Origin of the sequence: Paenibacillus castaneae, from assembly GCF_002884445.1 — a bacterium.
Taxonomy (GTDB): domain Bacteria; phylum Bacillota; class Bacilli; order Paenibacillales; family Paenibacillaceae; genus Pristimantibacillus; species Pristimantibacillus castaneae.
In genome coordinates, this window is the sequence record NZ_KZ614144.1 from 2,151,243 (window position 1) to 2,165,579 (window position 14,337).

Genomic DNA, 14,337 nt, shown 5'->3' on the forward strand with positions numbered 1-14,337 from the left:
GGGTATGAGCAAGATCGCATGAAAGGGGGAAAGCATGGTCGTTTAATGATTATTCTAATGCTATAATGGGAACAGAATAGTTAAATAAATTCATCATTAGCTTGACTCACGGGAGAGGGAATGTGAGATGGGATCTGTATTTAATCATGACATTATAAATAACTGGTTGGCTTTAACACATATACAAATGAACGTAGCCAATGAATTGGAAGCAAGCTTGCAGGAGAAACATGACTTGTCATTGAAAGAGTTTTATTTGCTGCTGTTTTTGTCCGAGGCACCTGAGAAGAAGCTGAAATTGCAAAATTTAGAGTCGATGGTCGGTTTAAGCCAGAGCGCCGTGTCGAGACTAGTCAGTCGATTTGAGGCGAAAGGCTGCGGAGCTCTGCAAAGGCATGCGTGTGACAATGACCGTAGAAGCATCTACACCTCGTTGACAGAAATAGGTCAAAATAAGCTGGATCATGCTTTAATTACGTTCAACGAACGTTTATTAACGACTTTCCCCGAAAAAAAAGTTGAACAGCTGCTGAGGCAAATGGTTCGTTTCAAAGAAGAGACTTCCTAGCGTCTGGATATAATTTCGTACTTAGGGTAAAATCATTCAGGACGTACCAAAGATTTGTGAAGGGATGTATACAGAATGACTTTATCTGATCATAATGAAGAAAAAATAAATGAGCTTACTAATATTATGAATAATTGTATGTCATTGGAGCTTAGGGTTGAAAATTCGCAAATAGAAAACACAATAAAAATTATGGATAATTATGGTTTTAAGAAAAAAGTTTCTTGGGCTTCTATGGAATTGTCGGGTCACACTGTCATCGATTTCTGGAATAAACAATTAATTAAATAGCTGAAAACCCAAAATAAGCTAAAGGCTGCCGTTTATGACAGCCTATTTATGTATTTCTAAATGGTCAATATTTCTAATTGGAATACGGTGGCAAAAAATAAGGTTGTTAAATCGTCATTCTGGATTTCCATATCTAAATCCATCTATGCTATCATGTATATAATATAAAAAATAGTAAAAGCAAAGCGCTTTCTTGAAGGAGTTTTTTATTTTGAATGATGCGATGATGATGCTTAAGAAAACGAGCAGGACTTTTTATATCCCGATTAGTCGCCTAGAGTCAGGATTGAAAGAAGCTGTCGCTTCTGCCTATCTGTGTATGAGGGCTATTGATGAAATTGAGGATCACGAAGAGCTTGCAGATGACCTGAAAGTTGAGCTGTTAAACGGAGTTCATGACGCCTTCCAATCCTCGGATGCTATTACTGAAACACAAAAACGATTGTCTCCATATCGTGATGTTTTGCCAGCAGTTACTATGCGTCTGGATGAGTGGGCGCTGCTTTGTCCCGCCACAGTAAACCCTGTTGTATATCGTTATATTGCTATGATGGCGAAGCAGATGGCCGAGTGGGTTCACGAGGGCTGGAACATTCGTACGGAAGAGGATTTGGACCGGTATACATACAGCGTAGCGGGTATGGTGGGAGAAATGCTTTCCGAAATCTGGTTTTGGTACGATGGCACAGAAACCGATCATACGAAGGCTGTAGCATTCGGTCGAGGACTTCAAGCGGTAAATATTCTTCGCAATAGAGCAGAGGATTTAAAGCGAGGCGTAAACTTTTATCCTGAAGGCTGGGGGATGAAGGAGATGCTTCAGTATACTCGCCGCAATCTGAAAACAGCAGATTCGTATATTTTAGAATTAAAAGGTGGTCCTGCGTTAGAATTTTGCAAAATTCCGCTTACGCTGGCGCATGCCACAGTGAAGCTCATAGCAGCTGGCGGCAATAAATTAACAAGAGAAGCGGTTATGAAGCTGGTAGGCAGTATTAATTAATAAACAAACAACCCTCGAGATATTCGGGGGTTGTTTTATTTTCACTGTTCATACGATGGATGAGCTGCAGCTTTGTTTTAAGAAATGAAAAAATGGCTATATGTTAGTAATATCGAAAAGCATTCTGGAAGGAGTGAATGATATGCCATGGACGAAAGATGATTATCCACCCTCTTTGAGCAACTTCACTGCCCCGATACGCAATAAGGCCGTTGAGATTGCCAATGCCTTGCTTGAGGATGGTTACGAGGAAGGGCGGGCGATTGCAATTGCCACCTCGCAAGCCAAGGAGTGGGGCGAAAATAGGGATAAACAAATTCGTAAGAAGGGCCATTAAGTCCTTCTTACATCTGAATAACATTACAGCAAAAACAAGCTGAGCTCGTTTGTAAACGACTCAGCTTGTTTATTATATAATCTAGAAATCAGACGAGTGAGGTAACCAAAAAAAATTTGTTATTTCTTTTTTTGAGTTTTTTTCAACTTTGAAATATAGGATCTCTCATTTCTGCTCCTGTTACCAGAGCGGGAATGTCCAGAACGAGAATTGTGTTCTTCCTGTCCTTGAGTTTCGTCGTGATAGCAATATTGATAGAGATGTTTCTCAACAGGTACGCAGTGATGCCGGGTGACGACATTAATCTGATGAACAACTTCCACGATTTGTGGATGAAATACATCATTGATTACGGTTCGAGGCGGATCATAAACCCGGACTGTTGGGCAAAATGGTTTGCAAGACATAGTAGTCAGCTCCTTTCCTAGGATTCTATATAGGGTATGTACAGAAGTCTGCTATGGCTTGTGCCAATGCCTTGCGAGATATTTGAGGATATGTAAACTAAAAAACAAGCTTCTGTCGATTATTAATCGGCGTCAGCTTGTTTTTTTTAATTTTTCATGCGAATAGAGACGGCGAGTTACAGTCTGCATCTTAAACCTAAGCCTGTAATACAACTTTCCCTTTCATCGCCGAAGGCAGCAGCGAATAAACGTTCTGCAGCATGAAAACCTTGCGGCTAAGCTTAAATTTTGATCCTGAGAAAGTACAGCGGTCATAATTAAAATGCAAGGAAGAAATATGAATCGTGCAATTTGTGAACGAGCATCCAATATAATGCGTGTTGTCAAAATATATGTCCTGGTCCTTGAACTGTTTGTTTAATACATACTCCATATGATGTTCCTCCCGTTTTGTATAAGCTTCTCTTAATATATGAATTTATTTGTAAGTCTATAACCTATTTGAACAAATTTGAAACAGCTTGTATAAGAGAATCGCCTATATAGAAGGGAAATAACACCGGTGGAAAAGGGAAAATAGAAACTTAACTACTAGTTGTTTTAGTAACTTTGCCTGAACAATTCCAGCCGCTATTTACACATATCATTGAGATGGTGCGGACGGTATTAAGTGATTCGCATACGGTTGTATTCCTGTTTGGCATGAGTTTGCTTATTGTTGCTTTCGTGCTTGTCATCTTCTTGAAAGAAATTCCATCGCGTACTTCCAATGATATGAAAGCAAAAGCGAATGAAGTGGATGAGGATAAATTGAAAAAAGAGCCAGCCCTTAATTAATCATTAAGAACAGGCTCCTAGATGGGGATTTCGAAACATTGCAGCTGATGCATTGTTGCGGAGTCCTTTTTTTGTTTATTCTTCTTCCTCTTCCTTGTCTTTGGCACTATTTAAATATTGATATACCTGATCAAGCAGGCTTGCTAGCTGTTGGCTTTGTTCCTTGCCAAGATGGTCAATCATGCCCGCAAATAAAGAGTAGTAACGATCCATTGCTTTCTTGGCAATCTGATCGCCCTTTTCGGTTAACTGTATTTCTGTCATTCTGCGGTCTTTGGAGTCTGTCGTGCGGGTAACATGTCCGGATTCTATAAGGCTGTTGATCATTTGCGTGACGGTGGGAGAGGTCACATCCAGCCTTTTGCTAATGTCCGATACACGCATGCTGCAATCGCTCATTTCATTGCCTTTTTTGACGCATATTAATAAGCGAATTTCGCTGGCTTTAAGTCCCCATAACTTCTTTTTGCGCCAGTCCGCTCTACTGAACCGTTGAAATATTTCCAATATATGAGTGACATTATCATCATAACTGAAGCTCATTTGACTCACCCCAGAAAATATATTTTATTCTGCTTAAATTAGATTACCAACGTAATTATAGATAGTAAACGATGAATTAGTCAATATGACAGCATGATTGTGTTATTTGAAGAATACATATGAAATGAGTTGAAGTAATGTGATCAAGGACTGCCAATCCATTCTTTATTGAAGGGTGGGACTAAGCTAATGAACATAACAACCGTTCGTGAATTTATGGATGTATTCGGGCTGCCCGTCTCGATGAGCTTAGTTGGCGGTCTCATTAGTCATTTTGTGAAAAACGGGATAATTGAATTGCCAAAACTAGTTATTGAATATAATGAGGAAGGTTTAGACCTCTCACGCAATTGGTTTGTGAAATGGATACAGCGGATCTATTATTTCATCATATTTGTAATTGGCTTAAGAAATCATGGAAATGCAAAGCAGAAGATTTTTTTCGATCTAGGTTTTCTCGGTGACTTATTAATTGCTATAGGCACAGGCATACTTGCCAAAGCCGCGCTGTCAATGGCGAATACATCCGATAATTTCGCCATTGTGAGCAGCTCCTTGTTAGCAGGCTATGCTGGCTTGTCTTATTTGAAGGGGAAGCAGAACAAAGAATTTGCTGATCTGTTCCCAGAGGAGATCGATGATCAAAATCCGCGAACGCCGCCAACATAACATGCAATAATATCTGTGATCTGCGTATAATACCGTACGGGTAAGAATATGATTTGAAATGCTTACGAAGTAGGTTTGTTACACAAACCTTAGCGAATGCTTACGAAGTAGGTTTGTTACACAAACCTTTAGCGAATGCTTACGAAGTAGGTTTGTTACACAAACCTTGAAGGAGGGTTGAACGCGTGGGGAAAATTACGGTCAAAGTGACCTCCGAGGAAATGCAGGAGCTCAAGAAATTAGCTGAGATTGTCAAAAACCCGCATCTTCCGATGTCAGACCGTCGCATAGCAAAGACACAATATGAATCAATCATCAATTACGCCAAAAATACAAATCGCGGTTTTTTATCTTCATCTGTGTAGGCAAATGTCTGAGAAAGAACCCAGCGCAGATTCTGTGCTGGGTTTCTTGTTGTTAAAGCAATTATGCAAATTTTAGTAAGAAATATGATCACAGTACGGTATTTAAAGTGAAAAACTTACTCCATATCAACAGTTTTCTATGATATACTCATATCTAAGTGAATAATGATTGCAGGATAAAGGTGCTGATTCGTCAGCTTAATAGGGAATTCGGTGAAAATCCGAAGCTGTTTCCGCAACTGTATGTGCCGATGAAATAACGATAGCCACTGTCTGAAGAAGATTAATGCTTCTAATAGATGGGAAGGCGTTAAAGTAAAAAGACGCACAAGCCAGGAGACCTACCTTTCTCTGATCGTATCAACTCTCTTCGGAAGTTAAGAGGATGTACGGCAAATAGAAGAACGGGTATCTATTTAAATATGCGATTCTACTGTTTTCCGCCATTTCTCTTTTATGAGAAATGGCGGTTTTTGCTGTGCCTATCTTGCAGGACATTCACCAAAAAAATGAGGAGGTTTTTTAAAAGTGGGACTGGGATTGAAAAAAAGATGGCTTAATATTGTCATCGCACTCATGCTGGCAATATCACTTGTATTGCCTATTTCGACTGTAAGAGCGGAGGAACCAAGCGAGGGAGCCTCCCAGCAAGTATCCGTTAAAGTGGATATGCGTGTAGAAGGTTATAAAGGTACAGTTGCAAATATTCATAATTTTGTAGCAACGGGAAATTCACACATTACGGCAGAAGAGGTAACGGAGCAATTCTTAGATGCTAATGCAATTCCTTATAATAATCTGTCTGGTTATTTCCAATCTATTAACGGCGAAGATGATAGCGAGCTAGGTATTGCCAGCGGTTGGATGTATATAGTAAATGGCGTCTATCCGGATGTATATGCGCCAGATTTTGAAATCAAAGACGGCGACGAAGTGGTTTGGCATTATATAAACTATTCTTCTGTTATCGAGAACGGGAATTACTCGGGCACAATATACGGTACAGGTGTAGACACGGCAGATAAGTTAACCTTAGAGCCGAAAATTACGATGCCGGCTGCATCTATGGCGGGCGAACCTATCCGAATTAAAGTTACGGGACAATATGATGTCTTTAGTTTCGATGATTGGGATACACCCAAACAATCCAATTTGATAATCAATTTGGATCAAGTAACGATTGAAATGAATGGCAAGCAATATAAAACAGACGAGAACGGTGAAGCAACGATACCTGCTGAAGACGTGAAGTCAGGTACGTATGAACTTAAATTCACAAAGGACTTACCGGGTTCGCTGTACGTTGGAATGAAAACGAAGGAAATCCCATCTTATCCGCGTATTATTCGTACATACAAAGAAATAACGATTCAGCCATCCCATCGTGAGAGGGTAGAAAAGGCTCTTGAAAAAGGCAAAACCTATTTCCTGAATGAAAAAAACGTAGTCAATAATCGTGTTAATGGGTCGCACAGCGGCTATTGGATGCTTTCAGCCATGTATGCAGCTGGGGTGGATATTCATAAATATCCTTGGCTTGTTGCACCAACAAGTAACGATACCTTTTGGACGAAGGCTGTGGGACAAGCAGCCAGTACATCAAATGAAGATGCAGGCGCGGTCATTGGCGCAAAGCTACTTGGCCTGGATCCAACAAACTTAAAATCACGCAATATTGTGGAAGACTTAATTGCCAAGCAGAATTCATCGGGGTTATTCTCAACCATTTGGGGCGAGTCATTTGCTTTGGTCGCGCTTGATCTTGTAAATGGACAATACAAGCAAGATGAACAGATTAATGCTATTTTAAAATTGCAAAATGCAACAACGGGTTACTTTGGCGATTTGGATGGAACAGGATGGATGCTGTTTGCTTTGGCACCTCATCGTGATCAACCAGCAGTTGAAGCAGCTATTCAAAAAGCAATAGCAAGCTATAATAAAACATTTAAAGAAAAAGGTTTTACAGATAACTCCAACACAATGGCTGCTATTATTTCCGGCTTAGCGTCTGTAGGAGAGGATTTATTCTCTGATAAATGGACGTATGAAAAAGACGGGAAAACGATTAATATCGTAAGCTACTTAGCGGAAAAATATCAGCTTGAAGATGGCGGAATTCGATGGAGAGCGACTGATACTAAATCTAATTTAATGGCTTTAGAGCAGGTATACATCGCATTCTCGGACGCTTTAAACCAAGAATCAACCTTCGTTCGACTCAAAGAAGACACAAGCATTCCGCCGGTTGAAGAGCCGGGTACAGGCGAGGGAAATCCTGGGAATGGAAACGGCAACGGTAACGGAAACGGGAATGGCAATGGCAATGGCAATGAAAATCAAACGATTTCAACTTATATTTCAATTCGTACAGGCAAAACGACTGTATTAAATGAGTTTAAAGCTGATGTTCCTGCCAATGCAACAGCGTTTGATGTATTGCAAAAGGCTGCAAGTTTAAACGGTATTTCATTACAAACACGGAATACTTCTATGGGTATATATGTGGAAGGAATTAATGGATTAAAAGAGTTCGATAAGGGTCCACTAAGTGGCTGGATGTATCGTGTAAATGGTGTATTCCCAGAGTATTCGTCAGATGCTTATTCGGTAAAAGCTGGCGATCGTATAGAATGGGTTTACACGGAAAACCTTGGGAATGATGTTGGTGGCGGTACACCTACTGTCGAAGTACCAGCCATTATTGTTGAAAGCAAAGACGGTGTGATGAAGGCTGAAGTATCAGCTGAAATCATCAAGCAAAAGCTGCAGGATAAAACCACAAATGTGATTGTCATTGCAGATAAGACGGGCACTAAAATTGAACTGCCGAAGCTTGCTTCACTAACAGATGCAGCTAAGCTTGTTGTTTCAGTGAAACAAAGTGGAGATGCAATCTCTGTTCATGTTGAAGTAGTAGACAAGGATGGTAAAGTGATACCATTCGCTACTTTAAATGAATATGTGAAAGTAACGATACCAGCGGCAAATCTAGCGAATAAAACGGTTGTTTTAGTAAAAGTAAATGGGGAGTATCGCGCAGTACCTCATACAATCGTTAATAATCAGATCGTTATTTATACGAAAGTAAATAATGATTTTGTAATTACGACAACAAATGTATCATTCAATGACCTGGATCGCGTGAATAATAAAGATGAAATCGAATTTTTGGCGTCACGTTATGTTATTAAAGGCCAAGATGCGGGAACCTTCAATCCTCTTGCAGAGATTACACGAGGCGAGTTTGCGGCAATGATTTCGCGTGCACTCGGATTACAATCCAGCGGTAAAGGCAGCTTTGATGATACAGCTGGCAAATGGTATGAAGGAGAAGTGCAAGCATTATTTGAAGCAGGAATTACAGAAGGAACTTCTGCAACAACGTTTAATCCGGATGCATCCATTTCACGGGAGCAGGCTGCGGCATTAATGGCTCGTGTCCTAGCATACGTGAAATATGAAACAGATAAGGTATCAAAGGAAAATTATTGGGATGCTGGTGCTATTCATTCCTATTTCCTTGATGATATTAAGCTGCTTCAAGCCTTAGACATTATGGCAGGTAAATCCGACGGTACATTTGACCCAGAAGGCAAGCTTACGCGCGCACAAATGGCGAAGATCCTAAAACGGACATTAAATGTTAGCGGATTAATGTAATGATAGCGGAGCTGTTCTTGTCATGTACAAGAACAGCTCTTCCGTTATTTCTAGAAGAGGAGTGTTAAGATGCAAGTTTTAAAACGCAGTATTATGATCATCACTATGGTCTTATTTTTATTCTCTGGGATAATGACGCAGCACATGTCTGCAAGAGAACCGGTATCAGCTGCATATGAAACGGCAAGCGCGTACATGGTCAAGAATGTGCCAAATCCTACATATAACAATGAATGGTTCATCATTTCGCTTGCTCGCGGTGGATATAAGGTGCCTGCACATTATTATGAGAACTATTATACAAATCTTGTAAAGGAAGTGCAGGAGAGAAAAGGGGAACTGCATAGTCGCAAATACACCGAGTACTCGCGTGTTATTTTAGCATTGTCAGCGATCGGCAAAGATGCACGGAATGTAGGCGGTTATAATTTAGTTGAAAAGCTTTATGATTTTGATCAGGTAAAATGGCAAGGTCTTAATGGGCCTATCTTTGCACTCATTGCTCTTGATTCCTGGCAGTATGACATTCCTAAGACTGCAACGAATAGTCGTAAAGAGATGATCGATTATATATTGGACAAACAGCTTGATAATGGTGGGTTTTCATTGTCAGGGACGCAATCAGATTCGGATATAACAGCTATGGCTATTCAAGCTCTATCCTCTTATATAGACCGAGCAGATGTCAAAGCAGCTATTAATAAAGCACTTGCAGAGTTAAGTCAGTCATTGCTGAACAAAGGAAAGTATGAGAACGCAGAGACGGGAAATGTTGAAAATATTGCTCAGCTTATTACGGCATTAACCAGCTTATCGATTAATCCTTTGATGGATGACCGCTTTAATGGCGTCTTTGATGGACTGTTTCAATTTTATTATGCGGCTGATGGAGGCTTTAAACATCAGCTTACTGAGAAGGTATCCAATGGCATGGCAACGGAGCAAGCAGCATATGCCATTGCGGCATACGAGAGAATGCTTGCAGGAAAGACAAAGCTCTATGATATGACGGATGCAAAGCCAAGAGAAAGCAGCTTTTCAGATATATCGAATCACTGGGGGAATGAGGTGATCGAACAAGCATTTGAGCTAGGTTTGATGAAAGGCTATGAGGATGGAACGTTTCGACCACAAGTGCAGCTAACTCGTGTGCAAGCAGCATCGTTAATAGCGAGAACGCTAAAGCTTCAACATACACAAGATGCCCCTTATAGCGATATAGCCAAATACAACCAAGCAACAAAGGACGAAATTGCAGCCGTTTTTGAAGCAGGAATTATTCAATTGAACGCAGCCAAGTTTAATCCTGATCATAAGTTGACGCGCGCCGAGCTTGCTCTTATGTTGGTGCGAGGCTATCAATATAAGGAAGGTACGAAATACGAAGCTGCCAAGCCGGCTCCATTCTCCGATATAGCACGCTTTAATGACGAAACCAAACAGGCAATTACGTTTCTCTATGATTTAAAACTGGCAGAAGGATCGAATGGCCTATTCTATCCATCAGCCTATACGACAAGAGCAGAAGCGTCTAAGTTGTTCGTCAACTTCTATAATCTAGTGAAATGAGGTGAATAACGTTGAAATATTTGTTAAGAGCACTCATTTTAATGACGCTTTCCCTTTTACTCGCTTCATGTTCCATTCAAAGCGTTGAGCAGCATGATCGTATGTCCAATGAGGAACGAAGTGTTGAACATCAAGAAACTACACAAGATGAATTGGCTATTAACGATGAGTTAGATAAGGTGCATGAAGATGATAGTGTTCAAAAGGGCGCTGCGAAAGAGGAAGAGGCAGTAAGTAAGGACAATCCAGCTGCGACCCATTCGGTTCAATCAAATGAGGAGCAAGAAGGGCAGCCTGAGACTCCATTACCGACTGTAACCAACGAAGTGCAGCAGCAGGTTAAACCGACAAGTAAACCTGGCGTTAAACCGTCAACGAAACCTTCACCTAAACCAACAAGTAAACCTGCCGAGCAGGAACCCATAAAGAAGGAGAAGCGTTATGTTACGATTGCTATTCATGCAGAAACCCTTTTGAAAAACTGGGACTTACTAGATTCTGAATTGCAGGATGAAAAATATGTGCCAAAAGACGGCGTTATTTTGAAAGCAACAAAATATGAGCTTTTAACTGACGATGAAAGTGTGTGGGATGTTCTTCTCCGTGCGACAAAGGAGCATAAAATTCAGCTTGAATATCAAGGTGCATCCAAAAATATTTATAAAAGCGTTTATGTGGAAGGCATTAACCACTTGTATGAATTTAGTGCAGGAGAGTTAAGCGGCTGGATGTATCAAGTGAATGGGACTTATCCAAATTACGGCTGCGGTCAATATGTATTGAAAGACGGAGATGTTATTAAGTGGCATTATACGGTTGATTTAGGACGTGATTTAGGGGCGGGGATGTAAGGGCGATGAGGGTATTTGAAAAGTATCATCCAATCGTTTTGTTTTCTTATTTTGCAGTAATTATTTTCATGACGATGTTCTTTATGCACCCCGTTTATTTAGCCATTACGTTAATTGGAGCGATGAGCTTAAATTTGGTGTTGAATGGCCGGGACTTTTTTAAAAGCTTGAAAATGTATATCCCTGTATTTTTGCTCATCATGATCATTAATCCACTCATTAGCCATAATGGTGAAATGGTATTGTTCTATATGAATGATAATCGAATAACGTTGGAAGCGATTTTGTATGGGCTTGCGATGGCAACGATGCTTGTATCGGTAATGCTTTGGTGCAGCTGCTATAACAGCGTGATGACTTCAGATAAGTTCCTGTATTTGTTTAGTCGTGTATCACCGGTCTTTTCCCTAGTGCTTTCTATAACGATGCGGCTTATACCACGCTTTACCTATCAGCTGAAGCTTATTGGACAATCACAAAAAACGATTGGGATGGATTACACCATTGGATCGCTATGGCATCGTATTCGGTGTATTATGCAAATCTTATCGATATTAATCACGTGGGCGCTGGAGAATGCGATAGAAACGGCAGATTCCATGAAGGCGAGAGGCTATGGCTTACAGAAGCGTACGACATTTTCACTTTTTGTATTTGAGAAACGGGACGGTATCCTGTTAGCCGTTATTTTCTTATTATTTGTTATAAGTGGAATCGGGAGTTTGCTCGGATCAACAACGTTTTATTTTTATCCAGCCTTAACGGGGATTTCCTCGACTTTGAAGCATTTATTTTTTTATAGTGTGTATGCCATGCTAATAGTCATTCCTGTTGGTATAGAGCTTGTGGAGGGATTGAAATGGCGATATTTGAAATCAACGATGTAAGCTTTCAATATCCTAATGATGAACAATTGGTATTACAAAATATACAACTTTACGTTGAACAAGGAGAATTTATTGTCTTAGTTGGGCAATCAGGATGTGGAAAAAGCACGTTACTGAGACAGTTAAAACGAGAATTAGCTCCTCATGGACAGAGAAACGGATCGATTAAATATAACGGCATTCCTTTAGAAGAGCTTGATCCCAAAATCGCGACTTCCGACATTGGATTTGTGCTTCAAAACCCTGAAAACCAAGTGGTAACCGACAAAGTGTGGCATGAGCTATCCTTCGGTTTAGAAAGCTTAGGTATGGATACGCCAACCATTCGTCGAAGAGTTGCTGAAATGGCAAGTTTTTTTGGCATGCATACATGGTTTCGACAAAAGACCGTTGAACTATCGGGTGGGCAGAAGCAAAAGCTTAACTTAGCTTCTATTATGGTAATGCAACCGAAGGTTTTACTACTGGACGAGCCGACTTCACAGCTTGATCCCATCGCGGCAATGGAATTTATCGCAACGCTGCATCGATTAAATGAAGAGCTGGGCATAACGATTATTTTAATCGAGCATCGTCTAGAGGAAGTACTGCCAGTAGCTGATAGAGTCATCGTAATGGAGCAAGGACAAATTATTTATGATGGCAGCCCGAGATTGGCGCTTGCCTCACTTCCTCAGAATCATACGATGATTCAAGCTCTTCCGACTGCTATGCGTGTATTTCATGCATTTAACCAAACAGGGGAAGCGCCGCTAACGATAAAGGAAGGTCAAAAATGGTTGGCAGCTCAGCACATTGAAAAGGTGAAGCTGATCGAAGAGCCATTGGGGACGAATCGTCCTATTCTAATGGAAGCGAAAAACATTTCTTTTCGTTATGAGCGTGATAGCGAGGATATATTACGTTCCTTCCAATTGCAAGTTTATGAAGGAGAAATATTGACGATTCTGGGCGGTAATGGAACTGGCAAGTCGACTGCACTAAAAGTACTCGCTGGCCTTGAGAAACCATATCGCGGAGATGTACATATAAAAGGAAAAAAGCTCCAAAAATATTCAAATGCGGAGTTGTATCGAAATGTGATTGCTGTCCTTCCGCAAGACCCTCGAACGTTATTCGTTGAAAAGAAAGTGAAGGATGAGCTCTCGAAGATGGTCCATGGAAAAAAAGAAGTAGACGTACAGCTTAAAGAGCTAATTGCTTTACTTGAAATCGGACATTTGCTGGAGCGACATCCGTATGACTTAAGCGGCGGTGAGCAGCAGAAAGTCGCTTTAGCAAAAGTATTATTGTTAGAGCCGCAACTATTGCTGCTTGATGAGCCGACGAAAGGGATTGACGCTTTTGCCAAGCAGTCCTTAGCAAATCTTTTGAAGTCTCTTCAGCGAAAAGGACTTACGGTAGTCATTGTGACACATGATATTGAGTTTTCTGCGATGTATAGTGAGCGATGCGCTTTGTTTTTTGACGGAAATATTGTGTCCTGCGATAATCCGCGGGCATTTTATAGCGGCAATCGTTTCTATACCACTGCCGCACACCGGATGTCTCGCCATGTGCTTGATCAGGCAATAACGTGTGAGGATGTGGTTGCTTCATGCCGCGAAATGTAACAATAAACCTTCGAATGATCATTTCAAGCATCATCTTTTTTATTATAATGCCTCTTGTTATTTACCTAGGTGTGACGGTGTTGGAAGACCGGAAATATTATTTCGTTTCGATTGTACTTGTTTTGCTTGCATGTGTGCCGTTTTTCCTTCGTTTTGAACGCCGTCGACCACAGCCGCGCGAAATATTAACGATTGCGGTTATGGCCGCTATTTCAGTTGCAGGTCGATGTTTATTTGTTGTAACGCCAGCTATTAAGCCGGTTACAGCCATTACGGCTATTACAGGGATCTCGCTTGGAGCTGAAGCGGGCTTTATAACTGGAGCGACAACCGCACTCGTATCCAACTTTTTTTTCGGACAAGGACCGTGGACACCATTTCAAATGTTTACATGGGGGATGATTGGTTTTATCGCAGGCTTGCTAGGCAAGACAGGAATTATGCAACGTAAAATTCTACTTGCTCTATTCGGCGTTTTTGCTGGTCTATTTTTCTCATTCGGCATGGACATTTGGGGGGCAATTTCAACTGCAGGAATGTTCTCGAAGGAAGCGTTTATCGCTGCAATAGCATCTGCTTTGCCCTTTACGATTATATATGCCGTATCAAATGTCATTTTTTTGCTCCTCTTGGCTAAACCAATTGGAGAGAAATTGGAGCGGCTTAAGCAAAAGTACGGTATATTGCAGTAGCAATTCGTTGCAATCGGAAGAAATCGTCCTTAAGTTCAATGA

At 40.8% G+C, this 14,337-nt stretch carries 15 protein-coding genes and 1 riboswitch; of the genes, 13 read left to right on the plus strand and 2 right to left on the minus strand.

The genetic code is table 11. The features are described from left to right. Positions 1 to 127: 127 nt before the first annotated feature. The 4 genes from CEF13_RS09105 (at position 128) to CEF13_RS09120 (ending at position 2,199) form a co-directional block, all read left to right on the plus strand. The gene (locus CEF13_RS09105) at positions 128 to 568 is read left to right on the plus strand and encodes a MarR family winged helix-turn-helix transcriptional regulator (protein ID WP_102710394.1); all 441 of its coding nucleotides are present in this window, start codon (positions 128 to 130) and stop codon (positions 566 to 568) included. A 75-nt stretch (positions 569 to 643) separates the two neighbouring features. Continuing rightward, a complete protein-coding gene (locus tag CEF13_RS09110; protein WP_102710395.1) occupies positions 644 to 859 on the plus strand; it encodes a hypothetical protein in 216 nt (71 codons plus the stop codon). A gap of 223 nt (positions 860 to 1,082) precedes the next feature. Further along, positions 1,083 to 1,862 (plus strand): squalene/phytoene synthase family protein, encoded by a 780-nt coding sequence (locus CEF13_RS09115; RefSeq protein WP_102716296.1) that lies wholly within the window; start codon positions 1,083 to 1,085, stop codon positions 1,860 to 1,862. A 142-nt stretch (positions 1,863 to 2,004) separates the two neighbouring features. Further along, the gene (locus CEF13_RS09120; RefSeq protein WP_102710396.1) at positions 2,005 to 2,199 is read left to right on the plus strand and encodes a DUF2188 domain-containing protein; all 195 of its coding nucleotides are present in this window, start codon (positions 2,005 to 2,007) and stop codon (positions 2,197 to 2,199) included. A gap of 603 nt (positions 2,200 to 2,802) precedes the next feature. Here CEF13_RS09120 and CEF13_RS09130 read toward each other — a convergent pair. Beyond that, positions 2,803 to 3,039 (minus strand): hypothetical protein, encoded by a 237-nt coding sequence (locus tag CEF13_RS09130; RefSeq protein WP_102710398.1) that lies wholly within the window; start codon positions 3,037 to 3,039, stop codon positions 2,803 to 2,805. Positions 3,040 to 3,215: 176 nt separating this feature from the next. Here CEF13_RS09130 and CEF13_RS09135 point away from each other — a divergent pair, with 176 nt between their 5' ends. Continuing rightward, a complete protein-coding gene (locus CEF13_RS09135) occupies positions 3,216 to 3,443 on the plus strand; it encodes a hypothetical protein (protein WP_102710399.1) in 228 nt (75 codons plus the stop codon). A 75-nt stretch (positions 3,444 to 3,518) separates the two neighbouring features. Here CEF13_RS09135 and CEF13_RS09140 read toward each other — a convergent pair whose 3' ends face one another. Next, positions 3,519 to 3,986 carry a MarR family winged helix-turn-helix transcriptional regulator gene (locus tag CEF13_RS09140; protein ID WP_102710400.1) on the minus strand — a complete coding sequence of 156 codons (468 nt, stop codon included), beginning with the start codon at positions 3,984 to 3,986 and terminating at the stop codon, positions 3,519 to 3,521. A 189-nt stretch (positions 3,987 to 4,175) separates the two neighbouring features. Here CEF13_RS09140 and CEF13_RS09145 point away from each other — a divergent pair, with 189 nt between their 5' ends. From CEF13_RS09145 to CEF13_RS09180, 8 genes are all read left to right on the plus strand, one after another. Further along, positions 4,176 to 4,655, plus strand: coding sequence for a hypothetical protein (locus CEF13_RS09145; RefSeq protein ID WP_102710401.1), 480 nt, complete (start codon positions 4,176 to 4,178; stop codon positions 4,653 to 4,655). Between the two features lie 185 nt (positions 4,656 to 4,840). Further along, positions 4,841 to 5,020: a hypothetical protein gene (locus CEF13_RS09150; protein ID WP_102710402.1), complete on the plus strand. Its 180-nt coding sequence runs from the start codon at positions 4,841 to 4,843 to the stop codon at positions 5,018 to 5,020. 163 nt (positions 5,021 to 5,183) lie between these two features. After that, positions 5,184 to 5,383, plus strand: a riboswitch (cobalamin riboswitch). 165 nt (positions 5,384 to 5,548) lie between these two features. Further along, positions 5,549 to 8,683, plus strand: a complete 3,135-nt coding sequence (locus tag CEF13_RS09155) for an S-layer homology domain-containing protein (protein WP_102710403.1) — start codon at positions 5,549 to 5,551, stop codon at positions 8,681 to 8,683. A 69-nt stretch (positions 8,684 to 8,752) separates the two neighbouring features. Further along, a complete protein-coding gene (locus CEF13_RS09160) occupies positions 8,753 to 10,252 on the plus strand; it encodes an S-layer homology domain-containing protein (RefSeq protein ID WP_102710404.1) in 1,500 nt (499 codons plus the stop codon). 11 nt (positions 10,253 to 10,263) lie between these two features. Then, positions 10,264 to 11,103, plus strand: coding sequence for a DUF4430 domain-containing protein (locus CEF13_RS09165; protein ID WP_243864526.1), 840 nt, complete (start codon positions 10,264 to 10,266; stop codon positions 11,101 to 11,103). 5 nt (positions 11,104 to 11,108) lie between these two features. Then, positions 11,109 to 11,990, plus strand: coding sequence for an energy-coupling factor transporter transmembrane component T (locus CEF13_RS09170; protein ID WP_102710405.1), 882 nt, complete (start codon positions 11,109 to 11,111; stop codon positions 11,988 to 11,990). Then, a complete protein-coding gene (locus tag CEF13_RS09175; RefSeq protein ID WP_102710406.1) occupies positions 11,963 to 13,603 on the plus strand; it encodes an ABC transporter ATP-binding protein in 1,641 nt (546 codons plus the stop codon). Before CEF13_RS09170 ends, CEF13_RS09175 begins: the two co-directional genes overlap by 28 nt. Beyond that, positions 13,588 to 14,295, plus strand: coding sequence for an ECF transporter S component (locus CEF13_RS09180; protein ID WP_102710407.1), 708 nt, complete (start codon positions 13,588 to 13,590; stop codon positions 14,293 to 14,295). Before CEF13_RS09175 ends, CEF13_RS09180 begins: the two co-directional genes overlap by 16 nt. Positions 14,296 to 14,337: the final 42 nt, after the last annotated feature.